17 protein-coding genes are annotated in these 15,029 nt (G+C 63.1%); 8 read left to right on the top strand and 9 right to left on the bottom strand.

The annotated features are described in order from the left end of the window. Window positions 1-91 precede the first annotated feature (91 nt). The 5 genes from M1R55_RS03760 to M1R55_RS03740 form a co-directional block, all read right to left on the bottom strand. On the bottom strand, window positions 92-1,138 hold the full coding sequence (locus M1R55_RS03760; RefSeq protein ID WP_249393392.1) for a hypothetical protein: 1,047 nt from the start codon (window positions 1,136-1,138) through the stop codon (window positions 92-94). Between the two features lie 34 nt (window positions 1,139-1,172). After that, on the bottom strand, window positions 1,173-2,273 hold the full coding sequence (locus tag M1R55_RS03755; protein ID WP_249393391.1) for a sorbosone dehydrogenase family protein: 1,101 nt from the start codon (window positions 2,271-2,273) through the stop codon (window positions 1,173-1,175). An 81-nt stretch (window positions 2,274-2,354) separates the two neighbouring features. After that, complete coding sequence (locus tag M1R55_RS03750) at window positions 2,355-3,854, bottom strand: YifB family Mg chelatase-like AAA ATPase (RefSeq protein WP_249393390.1); 1,500 nt, start codon at window positions 3,852-3,854, stop codon at window positions 2,355-2,357. Between the two features lie 137 nt (window positions 3,855-3,991). Then, window positions 3,992-4,504 (bottom strand): DUF4442 domain-containing protein, encoded by a 513-nt coding sequence (locus tag M1R55_RS03745; protein WP_249393389.1) that lies wholly within the window; start codon window positions 4,502-4,504, stop codon window positions 3,992-3,994. Window positions 4,505-4,612: 108 nt separating this feature from the next. Next, complete coding sequence (locus M1R55_RS03740) at window positions 4,613-5,173, bottom strand: DUF402 domain-containing protein (protein WP_249393388.1); 561 nt, start codon at window positions 5,171-5,173, stop codon at window positions 4,613-4,615. A 31-nt stretch (window positions 5,174-5,204) separates the two neighbouring features. Here M1R55_RS03740 and M1R55_RS03735 point away from each other — a divergent pair, with 31 nt between their 5' ends. Together M1R55_RS03735 and M1R55_RS03730 are read left to right on the top strand one after the other, a co-directional pair. Next, complete coding sequence (locus M1R55_RS03735; RefSeq protein ID WP_249393387.1) at window positions 5,205-5,375, top strand: hypothetical protein; 171 nt, start codon at window positions 5,205-5,207, stop codon at window positions 5,373-5,375. 33 nt (window positions 5,376-5,408) lie between these two features. Continuing rightward, entirely contained in the window at window positions 5,409-5,612 is a 204-nt protein-coding gene (locus tag M1R55_RS03730; protein WP_249393386.1) for a hypothetical protein, read from the top strand. 239 nt (window positions 5,613-5,851) lie between these two features. On the opposite strand, the gene M1R55_RS03725 is transcribed toward M1R55_RS03730, so the two are convergent. The 3 genes from M1R55_RS03725 to M1R55_RS03715 form a co-directional block, all read right to left on the bottom strand. Next, window positions 5,852-6,322, bottom strand: a complete 471-nt coding sequence (locus tag M1R55_RS03725) for a hypothetical protein (RefSeq protein ID WP_249393385.1) — start codon at window positions 6,320-6,322, stop codon at window positions 5,852-5,854. 84 nt (window positions 6,323-6,406) lie between these two features. Further along, entirely contained in the window at window positions 6,407-7,009 is a 603-nt protein-coding gene (locus M1R55_RS03720) for a phosphoribosylglycinamide formyltransferase (RefSeq protein WP_249393384.1), read from the bottom strand. A gap of 100 nt (window positions 7,010-7,109) precedes the next feature. Beyond that, window positions 7,110-8,537, bottom strand: coding sequence for a dipeptidase (locus M1R55_RS03715; protein WP_249393383.1), 1,428 nt, complete (start codon window positions 8,535-8,537; stop codon window positions 7,110-7,112). A gap of 155 nt (window positions 8,538-8,692) precedes the next feature. On the opposite strand from M1R55_RS03715, the gene hspR reads away from it, so the two are divergent. From hspR to M1R55_RS03700, 3 genes are read left to right on the top strand one after another with little or no spacing between them, the layout of a single operon-like run. After that, a complete protein-coding gene (gene hspR / locus M1R55_RS03710) occupies window positions 8,693-9,454 on the top strand; it encodes a heat shock protein transcriptional repressor HspR, fused homodimer type (RefSeq protein WP_249393382.1) in 762 nt (253 codons plus the stop codon). After that, entirely contained in the window at window positions 9,454-9,900 is a 447-nt protein-coding gene (locus tag M1R55_RS03705) for an NUDIX domain-containing protein (protein ID WP_249393381.1), read from the top strand. Before hspR ends, M1R55_RS03705 begins: the two co-directional genes overlap by 1 nt. Next, window positions 9,893-10,732, top strand: a complete 840-nt coding sequence (locus M1R55_RS03700; protein WP_249393380.1) for a metallophosphoesterase — start codon at window positions 9,893-9,895, stop codon at window positions 10,730-10,732. Before M1R55_RS03705 ends, M1R55_RS03700 begins: the two co-directional genes overlap by 8 nt. Window positions 10,733-10,966: 234 nt before the next feature. Here M1R55_RS03700 and M1R55_RS03695 read toward each other — a convergent pair whose 3' ends face one another. After that, entirely contained in the window at window positions 10,967-11,284 is a 318-nt protein-coding gene (locus M1R55_RS03695) for a hypothetical protein (protein ID WP_249393379.1), read from the bottom strand. A gap of 127 nt (window positions 11,285-11,411) precedes the next feature. Between M1R55_RS03695 and M1R55_RS03690 the strand changes: the two genes are divergently transcribed. The 3 genes from M1R55_RS03690 to M1R55_RS03680 all read left to right on the top strand — a co-directional run bounded on the left by M1R55_RS03690 (window position 11,412) and on the right by M1R55_RS03680 (window position 15,026). Beyond that, window positions 11,412-12,437: a LysR family transcriptional regulator gene (locus tag M1R55_RS03690; protein ID WP_249393378.1), complete on the top strand. Its 1,026-nt coding sequence runs from the start codon at window positions 11,412-11,414 to the stop codon at window positions 12,435-12,437. Between the two features lie 201 nt (window positions 12,438-12,638). Then, a complete protein-coding gene (cysS, locus tag M1R55_RS03685) occupies window positions 12,639-14,132 on the top strand; it encodes a cysteine--tRNA ligase (protein ID WP_249393377.1) in 1,494 nt (497 codons plus the stop codon). A gap of 312 nt (window positions 14,133-14,444) precedes the next feature. Next, window positions 14,445-15,026: a YcjF family protein gene (locus M1R55_RS03680; RefSeq protein WP_249393376.1), complete on the top strand. Its 582-nt coding sequence runs from the start codon at window positions 14,445-14,447 to the stop codon at window positions 15,024-15,026. The last annotated feature ends 3 nt before the right edge of the window (window positions 15,027-15,029 follow it).

The following is a 15,029-nucleotide window of genomic DNA, read 5'->3' as shown; positions in this document are numbered from 1 at the left end:
CTAAGGGTCTAAGGGTCTAAGGGTCTAAGGGTGACTCGTGAAAGTTGGCATTTGCTGTTGCCGTTCTGAGACAGAGCCCCTTAGACCCGTCCTACAGCCCACGCCCCACATCCTCTGTTTCCGGCGGCAATGCAGGCGGCAGCACCAACACACTCAGTGCCAGCCCGCCTAATCCGGCCATGACGGCCACGCCCAGCCAGAGTTCCAGACTCAGGTTGCTGAGGCCCAGCCACACGTTGAGGGCGAGGTAAGGTGCCCAGACCAGCAGCGGCAACAGAAAAGCGAAGGCGCGGAAGGCAGCGGGGCGACGTGGGGAAGGATCAAGCCCTAGCAGCAGCGCATCGAGGACCAAGCCGCACGCCAGCATCAGTACCGGCTCGCGCCACGTTCCGGGCATCAGCATCAGCGTCATCAGCAGGGTGTTCAGGCCGTACATGACTGTAATGGCCCCAAACGGCAACCGAAAGCGGCGCAGCAAGAGCAGCACTGGGACAGCCAAAATGAGCGCGGTCAGCAGGGTGCCGCCCAGTTCGGCCCGCAGTTGCACATATTCGGTACCCTGCGGCGCACGCAAATAGCCCCACAGGTACATCTGCATAAACGACGTGAAGCATAAAATGGCGGTAGCAGCCATCACTGCGGGCCATACGACCCCGGCAGGTGCGCGGCGCAGCGTGGGCATCCGCCAGGAAGCGTTTAGCGGCGCACTCAGAATCAGCACCGAACCCGCGAACAGCAGCAAATGGGTGGGCGAAAGCAGGGCTTCTATGCCTAGCTCTATGCCAAAAACGGTGTGCCAGAGCAGGTCGCCTAGGCCGCCCAGGGCAAATACGGGCACCCCCAACGCGGCGGGCCAGTACCCGTCGGGAAAGGCCGCCACGCCGCGCCGCCCAGCCCTCATGCCCTGCCAGGTCAGCCACAACGTCCAGCCCGCCACCGCCGCGAAGCCGCTATAAAACAGCGCGTGCCACGGTGTAAAAAAGGTTTCCAGACTCTCACCCAGATTGTTGTGCGCCCAGCCATCCACAAAAATGCCCACCATCAGCCACCAGCCGAGGCCCACCGTAACCAAGTTTTGCGTAGATGTAGCCCGGCCTGAAGCGGCGGCGAGCGCGGCGGCGGGATGGATGGTGGTCATGCCACAAGTTTAAACCTGTGTCAGGCAGCCTGCATCAATTTCCGGCGTACTGAATCCGCCACACCTTGCCCGCGCCGTCATCGGTGAGCAGCATGGCCCCGTCGGCGGCCACCACCAGGTCTACAGGCCGCCCCAGCACCCTTTGACCCGACAGGAATCCGGTCAAGAAATCCGTGGTCTTGCCCGTTTTCGGGTCGATCATAATTACTTTGTAGCCGCTCTTTTGCGAGCGGTTCCAGCTGCCGTGCAGAGCAGAAAACATCATGCCCCGGTAGGCGGCGGGGAAGGCGTTGCCGGTGTAGAAGGCCAGACCAAGCGGGGCCGAGTGCGCGGTGGTCAGGGCAAAGGCGGGCGTGGCGTTGGCACAAGTGCTGGCATTTTTGCGACCAAAATCCTTGTCCCAGACTTGGGCTTTGCCTGCCTGCGTGGTGTAGCAGTACGGCCAGCCGTAAAATCCACCTGCTTGCACGCGGTAAAACCCTTCGGGCGGAATGTCGTCGCCCAGTTGGTCGCGCCCATTATTGGTGGCGTATAACGTGCTGCCGTTCCACTCCAGGCCCACCGCATTTCGCAGGCCCGACGCGAAGAGTTTGCCGTTTTTGCCCTCGGCATCGTAGACCCAGATGGCGGCGCGGCGAGGGTCGCTTTCCTCGCATACATTGCAGGTGCTGCCTACCGACACGTACATTTTGCCGTCTGGGCCAAATTCTACGGTACGGGTCGAATGCCCGCCGCCGCCCGGCAGATCCACCACTTTTTGCGCCGCACCGCTGGCCTTCACGTCGCCCGACATGAATTTGAAGCGCACCACGCCGTCGGTATTGGCTACATACAAAAACCCGCCGTGGAAGGCCAGTCCGTGCGGGCGGTTCAGACCCGACGCGAACACGGTTTTGCCGTCTGCCTTGCCGTCGCGGTTGGCATCGGCCAGCACGGTCACGGTGCCCGCCCCCTGATCAGACACGAACACGTCTCCGCCCGGCGCGACGGCCATAAAACGCGGCTGCTTGAACCCTTCGGCGAACAGGGTGACGCGGAAGCCGTCTGGCACGGAAAAGGGCGATGGAGACGATGTTTGGGCACAGGCCGAAGCCGACAGCGCGAGTGCGCCGGAAAGCAGGAGGGGGCGAAGCATATGCGGCCAGTAGAGCAAAGCCGGGTGAGAGGTGACGGGGAGGCAGATAAACAGGGATTGACGGAGGGGCGGGCCTGAGGCCTAGGTCAACTCACGCGGGCGGTAGGTCACGGCCTCGGCCAAGTGCGATTCGCGGATGTCGCCACCGCCTGCCAAGTCCGCTACGGTGCGGGCCACACGCAAAATTCGGTCAAAGCCGCGCCCAGTCAGGCCGAGTTGGCGCGCCGCTGCCCTTAAAAAGGCGTCTGGGCCGGGATTCAGGGGCGCGTGCTTGCGAAGTTGCTGGCCCGCTAGGTCGGTATTTCGCCCGCCCTGCCGATCCAGCATCAGGTCGCGGGCGGCGGTAATTCGGGCGCGAACTGGGGCGCTGCTTTCCGGCTCTGGCGCACGCGTCAGTTCATCCACAGTCAGCCTGGGGACTCTGACGACCAAATCTATGCGGTCGAGCAGTGGCCCACTAATTTTCGCGGCGTAGCGGGTGCGCTGGAGCGGCGTGCAGGTGCAGGCCTTTTCAGGGTCGCCAAAGTGCCCACAGGGGCAGGGATTCATGGCGGCGATCAGTTGAAAGCGGGCCGGATAGTCCACGCTGGCCCGCGCCCGGCTGATGGTCACCGTACCGTCTTCCAGTGGTTGCCTCAAAGTTTCTAGCGCCTTGCGACTAAATTCGGGGAACTCGTCGAGAAATAAAACGCCCCGGTGCGCCAGCGACACTTCCCCCGGACGCGGCACGCTGCCCCCGCCGATCAGTCCGGCATCCGACACGGTGTGGTGGGGCGTGCGGTACGGAGCCGCCAAAGTCAGCGTGCCCCGTACCGTCAAGAGTCCCGCAGCCGAATGAATGCGCGTGACTTCCAGCGCCTCGGCCCGCGTGAGGGGCGGCAGCAAGCCCGGAGCGCGGCGGGCCAGCATGGTTTTGCCGCTGCCCGGAGAGCCGATCATCAGGAGGTTGTGGCCGCCCGCCAGCGCAATCTCCAGGGCGCGGCGGGCCGAACTCTGGCCCTTCAGGTCGGCCAGATCGGGGTGCAGGTCGCTGGGGGCGTCGGGCAGGGGCGGGTCGGTGGCGCTCAGCAGGGCTTGGCCGCTCAGGTGTCGCACGGCTTCCAATAAATTGGCGGCCCCAAATACCGTTACACCGTCTATCAGCGCGGCTTCGCGGGCGTTTCCGGCGGGCAGCAGCGCAGGCAGGCCAAGGCTGGAGGCCAGCAGCGCCAGATTTACCGCCCCCGCGATGGGCCGCAGCGTGCCGTCCAGCGCCAGTTCGCCCGCCACCAACGTGCCTTCCAGCGCCGACGCAGGCAAGAGTTCCTGCGCCGCCAGCAGCCCCAGCGCAATCGGCAAGTCGTACAGCGGGCCTTCTTTTCGCAGGTCGGCGGGGGCCAGATTGACCGTAATTCTGGCCGCCGGAAAGGGCAATCCCGCGTTCCGAATTGCCGCCCGCACCCGTTCCCGCGCCTCACTCACCGATTGATCGGGCAGGCCCACCACACTAAACGCTGGCAAACCGGGGCTGACATCTACTTCTACTTCAACTGGTACGGCATCCACGCCGATCAGGGCCACACTCCGCGCCCGCGCCAGCATCAGCTACGCCTCTGGAGAGGGGCGGCGGGCAGAAGTGGGGGCGGGAATGTCACACCAGTCAGCTTAAGGCCAAAATGAGAAAAATATTACACGCTGTATATGGGGCCGTTTGGGGGTGTGCTGAGCCTGGGCCGGCTTCAGCTGCCCGAATTGCCGCCCGATGCACGGATATACCAGTGTGCTACTGCCCGCATCACGTCTTTGCCGCCCGCATCCTTGACGGTTACGTTTACGGTCAATCTGGCTTTGCCCTGCTCGGCAAACTCGGCGGCGGCGGCGGGCAAGGTGGCCGGGTCGATCTGGCCCTGCGCGGTAATGTCGCCCTGAGCGCGGGCCACATAATGCGTTTCCAGCTTCTCTATCAGCGGGATGGCCTGCGCCAATTGCGCGGCAAACGCTCCGGCAAAGGCGGCCCCACTCACGGCTTCGGCCAGCAAAAACTGTGCCCCGGCATGAATGGTGCCCAGGTGGTTGCGAAACGGCGCAGTGTCGGCACAGACACCCTCGGCCCAGCCCACGCCCACATCGGTGATCTGTACACCCACCGTCGCATTCATGGGAATGGCGTGCAGCGCGGCCTTCACCGCTTTTACGGCAAATCCGGGCAGGGCGGGGCGGGCAGGGGAGGCGGCAGTATCAGGCTGGGTCATGGGTGAACCTCCGGGGGAGAAGTGGGGACAAGCTGGAAATTTTGAACTGAGTATAACGGCAGAATGGAACGTAGTGTTGGGCTTGTTCTGCGCTTCCTGTTCCATCGCTCAGGTATACGGGTCTTCCAGATACCGCCGCAGCACCGCCAGCGGCGCATACGTTCCTGCGTGCAGTTCGGCGGCTACGGCCCGTGCCTGTGCCCACGTCGCCTCGTCCAGCTCCGGGGTCACCAGCCCGGCCTTCACTGCCTCCTCCAGGTCTTCGGCGTCAATGATGTTGGTTGCATTGACGCCCCAGCCGCCCGCTTCCGGCTCGGCGATCACGTCCAGATAGAGGTCGTCGTGCCAGGGCAGGCCGTCTTCGCCCACGCCCTCGCCCGTGTGGATGTCGGCGTAAAACTGCACGGGCCGTCCCCGTTCGTTCAGCTGCACAGTCAGGGCGCTGCCCATCACGCCTTCTCCCATTCCGGTGGGGTGGGCACGTACCCAGCGGAAGCCGTTGTCCAGAATCCGCACCGTGCCCTCTCCGGCGGGGCGCGGCACATCCAGCGGCCTGATGACCGTGTGGGCCGTGAAATCCAGAATTACGTAGCCCGGAATGGTGGTCTGGGTCTGCGTGTGGGCGGTCACGCGTGCCCAGGGGCGGAGGTCAAAAATCTTGCGTTTCATGCCGCCAGCCTAAGCCCGCTACCATGGGGGTGTGAATGGACGAACCCGGAGCCTGCGCCTGTGGCTGAGTTTGGTGGGCATGCTGGCCCTCTTGGGCGGTCTAAGCGTGTGGGGCAGCGTGCAGCAATCGCGTGCAGCACAGCAGCAAACTCAGCAGAGTGGGGAAGCGCCGCCGCCGCGTCAGGCTGAACCTCAACGTTAACGGCAGTCCGCCCCGGTACGATTTCGGGAATATGTGCGTCAGGTGGGCCTCGCCGCCGATGTGCTGGGCCAAGACGAGCGCGACGCTTCTTGCCCTAGCGTCAGCAGCATTGAGAGTGGCGTGGGTGACCCACTGCCCGAAACGGCGGCCTGCATCATCCAGAACACCGGGAATGAAGTGCGTTCCGTGCTGCTGACCCCCAAAGACGGGCGGAAATTTGCCTGGCCTGCCAAATAAAAACCACAACACTGGATGTCCTGGCCGCGCTAGTCGAACAGCCTCCAGAACTCTCCATCAAAGAACGGAGCCGACCTCGGGTTAGCGGGGTAGGCTCTGGCAGATTGGGTAAAAAAGGGAAGGCTGGATTAGGCATCTAGGCAAAGATGAAGTCCTCTCTGGAGAACGCTCAGTCTGGTACGGGTCGGTGAAGGCCAGACCGTTCCTGTCATGCGTGTCCTGGCCCCTCGCGGCGTTCCCTAGAGTTCCAAAATGCGTGGGCTCAGCCCAGGGAGCAGCAGCCACAGGCACACCTCAAGCGGGCAGTCTCTATCTGCCTGAAACAGGCCCAGCGAGATCGTCCGGTCGGGCAACGACCAGCTCACTTGCCCCGTGGAGTCCGTCTGAGCGGGTTCGCCGAGCACCTGCGCCGCCTGAGCGATCAGGGTCTGCATTACCTCGCTCGCCTCCTGCCAGCGTTGGTCAATCACTGCGTAGGGGTCTTCCAGCTCCTCATCGGTATAGTCGCCGCGCCCATCAAGCAACTCCTGAAAGTCCTCGGACTCGTGAAGCGTCAGGTTCAGATAGAGCGTGCCGTCCGGCGCGTCGTTGCACCGCAGGTGGGTGCCGTCAGGCAGCGTGACACCCTCCTGGGGCAGCGCCTCCCAGCTCACGGGGAGGGCGGGGAGGACAGGCCACAGGGCCGCGCGATCCGTTAGAGCGGGGGTCATCTCACCCTACAGCCTAGGGCATGTCGCACGAGGCCTGTCTGATGGGTCTCTACCAGACAGGCTGAACCCGTTGGCCCACACGCCCTACAGCTGAGCCGCCTGTGGAGTGGCCGACTCCTGCAATGTCCGCAACGCTTCCAACATCAGGTTGCCCTCGGTGGCCTGCACGCGGGTTTTGAGGCTTGCGAGCGTATCGCCGGGCAGCACCGGCACACGCGCCTGGGCCAGAATCGGCCCCTCGTCTATGCCCTGCGTGACCAGATGCACCGTCGCGCCGCTTTCCTTGTCGCCTGCCACCAGAACGGCCTGATGCACCCGGTCTCCGTACATGCCGCGCCCGCCGTGCCGGGGCAACAGGCTGGGATGCACATTCACCACGCGCCCCGCAAAATGCCCCAGCACACGCGGCCCCAACTCGCGCATATAGCCGCTGAGCACGAGGGTTTCGGCTCCAGCATCCAGCAAAAACTCCAGAATGGCAGCGTCTAGCGCATCGGCGTCTGGAATGCGGGCCGAGCTGAGATGTGCCCACTTCAGGCCCGCTTCCTGCGCCCACAGCAGCGCCGGAGAACGGCTGTTGTTGGAGGCCAGCGCAACGGGAGTGCCTGCCAACTGGCCCGACTCGCAGGCCGCCGCGATATGCCGGGCCGCGCTTCCTCCGTGTGAGGCGAGGAAGGCCAACTTCATAGGCGCTGCACGCGGTCAGGAGAGTGTGAACCGTAGATCGTGGTTTGGGCTGTTTCCACATTCCACATTCCACGTTCAGGCAATTTCACTGCTCTCAGTCTCACTGCTCCGGCTCGCCAACCCGCCCCAACTCCTGAAGCAGATAAGCGCCCGTCAGAATCCCGTTGTGGTAGTCCTCCAGCGCAAAGCTTTCGTTGGGCGAGTGGGGGGCGTCTTCGTTCAGACCGAAGTCTACAAGCAGCACGGGTGCGCCCAGAATGGAGCGGAAGTCGGCCACGATGGGAATGCTGCCCCCGGTACGGGCAAAGGCGGCGTCGCGGTTGTAGACCCGCTTCAGGGCGCGGCCGGCCGCCTGCACAAACGGAGAATCGGCGTCCACTTTAATCGGTTGGCCGCCGTGCAGCGACTTCACTTCTACCTTCACGCCTTCGGGGGCGATGGTCGGCACGTAGTCGGTGATGAGCTGCGTGATGCGTTCCGGGTCTTGGCCGGGCACCAGCCGCATACTGACTTTGGCTCCGGCTTTGGCGGCAATCACGGTTTTGCTGCCCTCGCCCTGATAGCCGCCCCAGATGCCGTTCACGTCCAGCGTGGGGCGTGCCCAGAGGCGTTCCAGCACGCTGTATCCGGCCTCTCCGGGCAGGGCAGGCACATCTATGGAAGCGGCAAACGCGGCGTCGTCCTGCGGCAGTTTGGCCCACATTTCGCGCTCGGCGGGCGTAATTTCCTCCACGCCGTCATAGAAGCCGGGAATGGTCACGCGGCCCTGATCATCCTTCAGTTTGGCGATGATTTCGGCCAGTGCATTGATCGGGTTGGGTGCGGCCCCGCCGTAGCTGCCGCTGTGCAGGTCACGGTTTGCGCCCTGCACATGAATTTCCACATAACTCAGACCGCGCAGGCCGTAGGTTACCGTGGGCACGTCGGGGGCAAAGCGGCTGCCGTCTGAAATCACGATCACGTCGGCCTTCAGCGCCTCTACGTTTTGGCGCAGGTAGGCCGCGAGGCTGGGGCTGCCCACCTCTTCCTCACCTTCCAGTAAAAACTTGACGTTCACGGGCAGTTCGCCCTGAGAGAGCAGCAGTTCCACGCCGCGCACATGGGCGTAGGCCTGTCCTTTATCGTCGGTGCTGCCGCGCGCATAGACCCGGCCATCCCTGACGGTGGGTTCGAAGGGTGGCGAGACCCATTCTTCCAGCGGGGCTTCGGGCTGCACGTCGTAATGGCCGTAGATCAGCACGGTAGGCAGGCTGGCATCCACCTGTTTTTCGGCAAACACCACCGGATGTCCGGCCACCGTTTGCCCGCTTTTGCCCGCATGAGACGTAGCATCTACGCGCACGGCAAAGCCCAACGTTTCCAACTTGGCCCGCAAAAAGTCGGCGGCGCGGGCCATGTCGGGCACGTGGCTGGGGTCGGCGCTGACACTGGGAATGCGGAGCAGGTCAAACAATTCGGCTTCGGCCCCGGCGCGGTCAAGGTGGGCCGAAAGATCGGAAGAACCCGTCAGATGCTCAGAACTGGTCATGCCCGGAATCATAGCGGCAACGGTGGATGGGGGAGAGGTCACAGGCCGTTGCCACGCCGCTTAGGCGTCTGGACTGGCCGAACAGGTGTGCCGCCGCCCCTTTGTTGTTCCCCATCACGGTCAGCAATCTTGCTTCCGGTATACTCAGGGAAGGTATGGCAAATCAGTCTAAGCATCGTCCGGTCTACGTGATTTCTGTCGCGGCAGAGCTGGTGGATATGCATCCGCAGACCCTCCGTCTGTACGAGCGCAAAGGCCTGATTCGTCCGGGCCGCAGCACCGGCAAAACCCGCCTGTACAGCGAACGGGACATCGAGCATCTGCGCGAAATCCGCCGCCTGACCCAGGAACTCGGCGTCAATCTGGCAGGCGTGGAAGAAGTGATGCGCCTTCAACACGAACTCGACGATATGCAGGGCGAGTTCGAGGCCGAGATTGAGCGCATCGAGGGCGAGTTGCGCGAGCAGGTGCAGCAAAAAGCTCTGCCGGCGCCCGGGGAAAAACTTGACCCACGTGACCGCCCGGTATACGTCATCAGTATCGCCGCCGAATTGGTGGACATGCACCCGCAAACCCTGCGCCTGTACGAACGCAAGCAACTGATCCGGCCCGGACGCAGCAGCGGCAAAACCCGCCTGTATAGCGAGCGCGACATAGATCATCTGCGCGAAATCCGCCGCCTGACCCAGGAACTTGGCGTGAATCTGGCGGGCGTAGAAGAAATTATGCGGCTGCGGCACGCGCTGGACGGCGCACGCACGCACCTGGAGGGCAACGTGCGGAAATTGCAGGACGACATTACCGAGCGCATGACCCTGTGGCGCGAATTGCCTGCGCCGGAAGAAACCGATATACAGGACGATTCGGCAGACCAAGACGAGGGTCAGCCCGTGCCTGCTTTGCAGAGCGACGGTTGATGTTGAGTGACAACGCAGCTCAGCGTGTGGGCGCGGGCGTAGCTGTGACAGACGGCAACACCATCTTGCTTGTTCGCCGTACCGACAACGGCCTGTGGGACATTCCCGGCGGCGCAGTAGAGCCGGGCGAAGCAGTAGAAGACGCGGCCCGGCGCGAGCTACGCGAAGAAACTGCTTTAGCAGCCGAAACCCTTACACTGCTGGGCGTGTTCAGTGGGCCAGAGTTTCAGCATACCTACCCGGATGGCAACGTCGTGGACTGGGTGACGGTGTTGTTTTCTGCCGATTGCAACGGTCAATTCCCGCGTGCAGGCGATGACGCTACAGCGGTGGCATGGTCTCCACTGGACTCTCTGCCCACCGATCTTTCCCCCGCTGCCCAACGTTACTGCGCTGTCATCCAAACCCACATCGGGCAATCCCAAACCGGAACCGCCCATGCCTGACCTGTGGGTGGTCGGCGATATTCACGGTGCATACGACAAGGTACGGGCCATTTTGCTGCGGGCGGGCCTGATCGATTTTGACGGTGCGTGGACGGCAGGCGACACGCATCTCGTCTTCCTGGGCGACTACATGGATCGGGGGCCAGACGGCATCGGCGTGGTGCGCTTTATTCGGAATCTGGAGATTCAGGCGCGGCTGGCGGGCGGACAGGTCACAGCGCTCCTTGGCAACCATGAAGTGATGTTTCTGGCAGCGCAACGCTTTCGGCGCACCGACCCGGACGACCAATACGGATTCAACGATTACTGGATGAGCAACGGCGGCCAACCCCGCGACGCGGCCCGGATGGAAGCGGGCGACCACGCCTGGCTCAGCGAGCGCCCCGCCTTGGCCCGCGCAGGCAACTGGCTCCTGATGCACGCCGACACGCGCATGTACACCCGCTTTGGCAGCACCATCGAGGAGATCAATGGGGCTATTCAGGCCCTGCTGCAAACCAACGAGCCTGAAGCATGGGGCAGCTTCGCCAATGCCTTCGCTGACCGCTTCGCCTTTTCGCTGAGCAGCGGAGAAAAGTCGGCGTGGCAACTCCTGCGAACCCTCGGCGGAGACCGGCTGGTGCATGGGCATACGCCCGTATACATCCTGCTGGACGAGAATATGCACGGCCCCACCCTCGGCCCCGGCGCACCGATTCCCTACGCAGGGCGGCTGTGCGTGGCGATGGACAGCGGCATGGCCTACCGCGACGACGCCGGATTCATAGCGCGGCTGGACGGCACAGGCATTGCCGAAGTCGTCACTTTTCCCAGTGGCTCACCGCTACACTGATACGGATTCCGATTGAACAGTTCTAAAAAACTGTTTCATTCGACCACAGGGAGTGGGAAAAAATACAGATTCCAGAATGGAGTTGGCCTTCGGTGCTTTCCCGAAAGAGAACGAACTGGCCGGAAGCCGTATGAGGGGTCAATTGACCCCAATCCACAGCCAAAAAAAGCCCCCGCGTGGAGTGTCTCCGGCGGGGGTGAAGTGGTGCGCTTGAATCGGTTGCGCTGGGCGTTCTCAGCATGCTCTGCGGGTACGAACCGGGCCAAGCGTGCCGTAGCCGTGCGCGTGCAGGGCGTCAACTAGGTCGGCGGCAGTCTGCTGTGCATCAATCGGGCGGGCTTCCAGCGTGGCGTCTCCGAGGCGGGCCACAGGCCACACGCGCAGTTGCCAGCCAGTCAGGGCAGGGGCAGTGGGCAGGCTGTCGGGCGTGGTGATTTCTAGTACAAATGCGCCAAACAGGGCCGAGTCGGGCCGGGCTACGCGGGGCGTAACAGGCGCGGCATTGAAGAGGGGCAGGGGGGCAACGGCGGGGCGGGGAACGTGGTAAGTCATGGGTGAAACCTCCTGCTCATAGAGTGCGCTCATTTGCTCTCATAGGCCATCGGCAGCGTGGTGGAGGTACTGACTGGAGCATCGGGTTTACCGATATGGCCGGGACAGATGCGGTTTAGAATGTCGTATGAGCCAACACCGTCAGCAAGCGCCGCCTGAAGATTCGGTGATTCAGCCTCAGCATGCCCAGACTCAGCACAGCCAGCAAGGTCAGCCCACGCTGGCGCAACTGCGGGCACTCCTGCTGGTTTCAGAAGCAGGCGGCTTTGGCGAGGCGGCGGCAGAAGCGGGCGTGTCACAGTCCAGCCTGAGTGAGGCGGTGAGCAAGTTGGAAACGGCCGTGGGCCGACCCCTGCTGCGGCGCACGCAGGGGGGAACCGTGCCCACTGCGGCAGGCCTGCGGGTGCTGGTGCATGCCCGCGCTGCCGTGCAGGCCGCTGCCGATGTGCTGCTGGCCGCGCAGGATGAAGGGGCGTTGTCGGGCCGTCTGCGCCTTTCTTCGTTCCGCTCTACGGCCACGCATCTGCTGCCGCCTGCACTCTCCGCATTCCGCTTTCTTTATCCCGGCGTCACGGTGATGCTGCTCGATAGTGAGGCACACGGCGGCAGTGAATCGGCGGTGCGGGCGGGCCGCGTCGACCTGTCGGTGGTGGTGGGGCGGCAGGTGCCGGGGCTGCTCCTCACGCCATTGGCCGAAGATGAATACCTGTATGTAGCCCCCGAATCACGCGGCCCACACCCGGTGTCGTGGGCCGACCTCGCCGCCGCGCCCATGATTTTGCCCCCCCACCGCGACCCCTGTTTCGAGCGAGTACGCGGCTACCTCGAAGCCCACGCCATTCCCCTCACCGACCTGATGGAAGTCGAACAGGACAGCGTGACCCTCAGTATGGTGCGCTATGGCCTCGGCATTACCGTGATGCCCCGGCTGGCGCTCTCGCCGCTGCCGCCCGGATTGATCGCGCTGCCGCTGCCTGACCCGTTGGCGCGTCCACTGTCGCTGGCGGTACTGCCCCAGCGGGCGGGGTTGCCCCTGGTGCGGGCCTTTACACGGGTACTGCTCGACAGTGTGCAGGCGCAGGCCGCGTTGACTCCATCTGTGCCGGAAGTGGTGGCAGGGGAGGGCAAGGGGGGCGAGCGCGTGCGGCACTAGAGGGCCATCTGTCTACCTCTCCAATTCGTCACGTCCTGCCGTACTTTGCTACACTCCCCCCATGAAGCGCGTGCCCTCCCTCTCTCTGTGTTGTCTGCCCCAGCGGTAAAGCAGGGCACGCTTGCCTGTCGCCGCGCCAAGTTGTCTGGCGCGGCGTTTTTGTATCTTCCCCCTCTGTTCTGATTCTCCACCGGAGCCACCATGACCCAACCTGACGCCAGTTCACCTGCCCGCACACCCGACTCCGATATTTTCCTGTACGACACCATGCAGCGCCAGAAAGTGCGGTTTGTGCCAACCACACCGGGGCGCGTGGGCATGTATCTCTGCGGGCCGACGGTGTACAGCGACGCGCATTTGGGCCATGCCAAAAAAGAAGTTGCCTTTGACGTGATTCGCCGCGCCCTGATGCACTTTGGGTACGCTGTGCGCTACGTGACCAATATTACCGACGTGGGCCACCTGCAAAACGATTCCGACGACGGCGAGGACAAATTGCTGGCCCGCGCCCGCCTGGAGCAATTGGAGCCGATGGAAGTGGCCGACAAGTATTTCTGGTCTTTTGTCAGCGATATGGACGCCCTGAACATCCTTAAGCCCAGCATCAATCCCCGCGCCACCGGGCACATTACCGAGCAGATTTCCTTGATAGAGGAACTGACCTCGCGCGGCCACGCCTACGCCTCCAACGGCAGTGTTTATTTTGATGTGCGGAGTTGGCCCGACTACGGCAAACTGTCGGGCCGCAAGCTGGACGATCAGGCCGAGGGCACGCGGGAAGACATTCGCACCGAGAAGCGTGATCCGCGTGACTTTGCCCTCTGGAAGAAGGCTGAGGCGGGCCACATCATGCGCTGGGACTCTCCGTGGGGCGTGGGCTTTCCAGGCTGGCACATCGAATGCAGCGCCATGAGCCTGAAGTATCTGGGCGAGGGCTTCGATATTCACGGCGGCGGCCTGGACCTGCAATTCCCGCACCACGAGGCCGAAATCGCGCAGTCGGAAGCGGCGGGGCACGCCTTTGCCCGCTACTGGATGCACAACAACATGCTGACCATCAACGGCGAGAAGATGAGCAAGAGCAAGGGCAACTTCACGACCCTCAAAGACCTGTTGATGCAGCACGACCCGATGGTGATCCGCTACCTGCTGGTGTCCAGCCACTACCGCTCCATCACCGAATTCAGCGACGCGGCTTTTGAGGGCGCACGCAGCGGATACCGCCGACTGAGTGAGGCTCTGCACGAGATTGAGCGCCACTTGCCTACCGCTCAAGCAGGCAATGACACTGCCCTAAACGCCAGGATTGCGGCCCACCGCAAAGCCTTCGAGGATGCCCTGCGCGACGATTTTAATACGCCCAAAGCTATCGCCGCGCTGTTTGGCCTGACCACCGATATGAACGCCGCCATCAACGCTGGCCCGGTGGGGGCGGCCACGCTGGAAGCCGCCCAAGAGGTGTACCGCACGTTGGGCGGGGGCGTGCTGGGGCTATTTTCTGGTTCATCTAACGGGCAAGCAGCGCAAGCCGACGAAGCCCCGGTGGTAGACGCCCTGATGGAACTGGTGTTGCAGGCCCGCCAGAACTACCGCCTGAATAAGCAGTACGCTCAGGCCGACGAACTCCGGCAAACGCTGACCCGCGTGGGCGTGACGGTAGAGGACACCAAAGACGGCCCCCGCTGGCGCAAATAAGGCAACCACTAACACAGCACCCGTCAATCCATCACCCGCCGGGGGCTGGGCAAAACATATTGATGAGACTTCCTCACCGTCCTGTCAGAACTTTGTCAACTTGGCCCGTTAAGCTGGGGGCCGAGCGGTGACGCAGCGTCATTCGTTCTTCCCCCCCGTGGACACGCCACCCCCCTTTAGGCGTGTCCACTTCTTTTGGCTTGTGGTTCAGGCGTGCGGCAGTGGTGCGAACTTGCCGACGCCCCGCTGTGTGAACCCGGTATCATCTTTCACTTCACCGCACAGCTTGGCAGTGAGCGTACACTTCTCCGTATGCTTCCTCCGCTCGTCAGGCAGGTACTCGATAACTTCAACTTCGACGTGGATTCCGAGCGCACTCCGGAAGAAAACACCGACGAAGTGATCAAGAGTGCTTCCTTGTTGGCTGGCGCGATTGCCGTAGAGCCGATTCCCTTTGCCGACATGCTACTGATTACGCCCTTGCAGGCCAAAATGGTGCTGCACATCGGCAAGATTTACGGCTTCGACGTGACTGCTGAACGCGCCCGTGAAATCGCGCAGGAACTCGGCGTCACGTTGGCCTACGGCATGGCGGCCCGTCAGGTCATGCGTGGGCTGGCGAAACTGGCCTTGCCTGTCATCGGCGGCATTATTACCGCCCCCGCGGTGTATGGTTGGACGTTTGCACTGGGGCGGGTGGCCCAAAACTACTTCGAGCGCAAGCGTCAGGGCCTGCCTTTTGCCCGACCCGATCAGGTGAAAGTGGTGCAGGAAGCCAAGCAGCAAACCCGCCGCGCCCTGCCCAGCGCACAGGATTTTACCGATCTGGCTTCCGAACTGCGCCGCCGTGCCGAAGAAAAAAGCAAAGGCAACGGCCCCAGCAGTATGAACTGAGGG

The sequence above is a fragment of the Deinococcus sp. QL22 genome, assembly GCF_023370075.1.
Classification (GTDB): Bacteria; Deinococcota; Deinococci; order Deinococcales; family Deinococcaceae; genus Deinococcus.
The sequence above is the reverse complement of the archived record's forward strand: the minus strand, read 5'-3'. Positions and strand labels throughout refer to the sequence as shown.

Bases quoted from the DNA above. Each gene is read 5' to 3' on its own strand.
- M1R55_RS03760 (WP_249393392.1), bottom strand. From the start codon at position 1,138: ATGACCACCATCCATCCCGCCGCCGCGCTCGCCGCCGCTTCAGGCCGG.
- M1R55_RS03755 (WP_249393391.1), bottom strand. From the start codon at position 2,273: ATGCTTCGCCCCCTCCTGCTTTCCGGCGCACTCGCGCTGTCGGCTTCG.
- M1R55_RS03750 (WP_249393390.1), bottom strand. From the start codon at position 3,854: ATGCTGGCGCGGGCGCGGAGTGTGGCCCTGATCGGCGTGGATGCCGTA.
- M1R55_RS03745 (WP_249393389.1), bottom strand. From the start codon at position 4,504: ATGACCCAGCCTGATACTGCCGCCTCCCCTGCCCGCCCCGCCCTGCCC.
- M1R55_RS03740 (WP_249393388.1), bottom strand. From the start codon at position 5,173: ATGAAACGCAAGATTTTTGACCTCCGCCCCTGGGCACGCGTGACCGCC.
- M1R55_RS03725 (WP_249393385.1), bottom strand. From the start codon at position 6,322: ATGACCCCCGCTCTAACGGATCGCGCGGCCCTGTGGCCTGTCCTCCCC.
- M1R55_RS03720 (WP_249393384.1), bottom strand. From the start codon at position 7,009: ATGAAGTTGGCCTTCCTCGCCTCACACGGAGGAAGCGCGGCCCGGCAT.
- M1R55_RS03715 (WP_249393383.1), bottom strand. From the start codon at position 8,537: ATGACCAGTTCTGAGCATCTGACGGGTTCTTCCGATCTTTCGGCCCAC.
- hspR (WP_249393382.1), top strand. From the start codon at position 8,693: ATGGCAAATCAGTCTAAGCATCGTCCGGTCTACGTGATTTCTGTCGCG.
- M1R55_RS03705 (WP_249393381.1), top strand. From the start codon at position 9,454: ATGTTGAGTGACAACGCAGCTCAGCGTGTGGGCGCGGGCGTAGCTGTG.
- M1R55_RS03700 (WP_249393380.1), top strand. From the start codon at position 9,893: ATGCCTGACCTGTGGGTGGTCGGCGATATTCACGGTGCATACGACAAG.
- M1R55_RS03695 (WP_249393379.1), bottom strand. From the start codon at position 11,284: ATGACTTACCACGTTCCCCGCCCCGCCGTTGCCCCCCTGCCCCTCTTC.
- M1R55_RS03690 (WP_249393378.1), top strand. From the start codon at position 11,412: ATGAGCCAACACCGTCAGCAAGCGCCGCCTGAAGATTCGGTGATTCAG.
- cysS (WP_249393377.1), top strand. From the start codon at position 12,639: ATGACCCAACCTGACGCCAGTTCACCTGCCCGCACACCCGACTCCGAT.
- M1R55_RS03680 (WP_249393376.1), top strand. From the start codon at position 14,445: ATGCTTCCTCCGCTCGTCAGGCAGGTACTCGATAACTTCAACTTCGAC.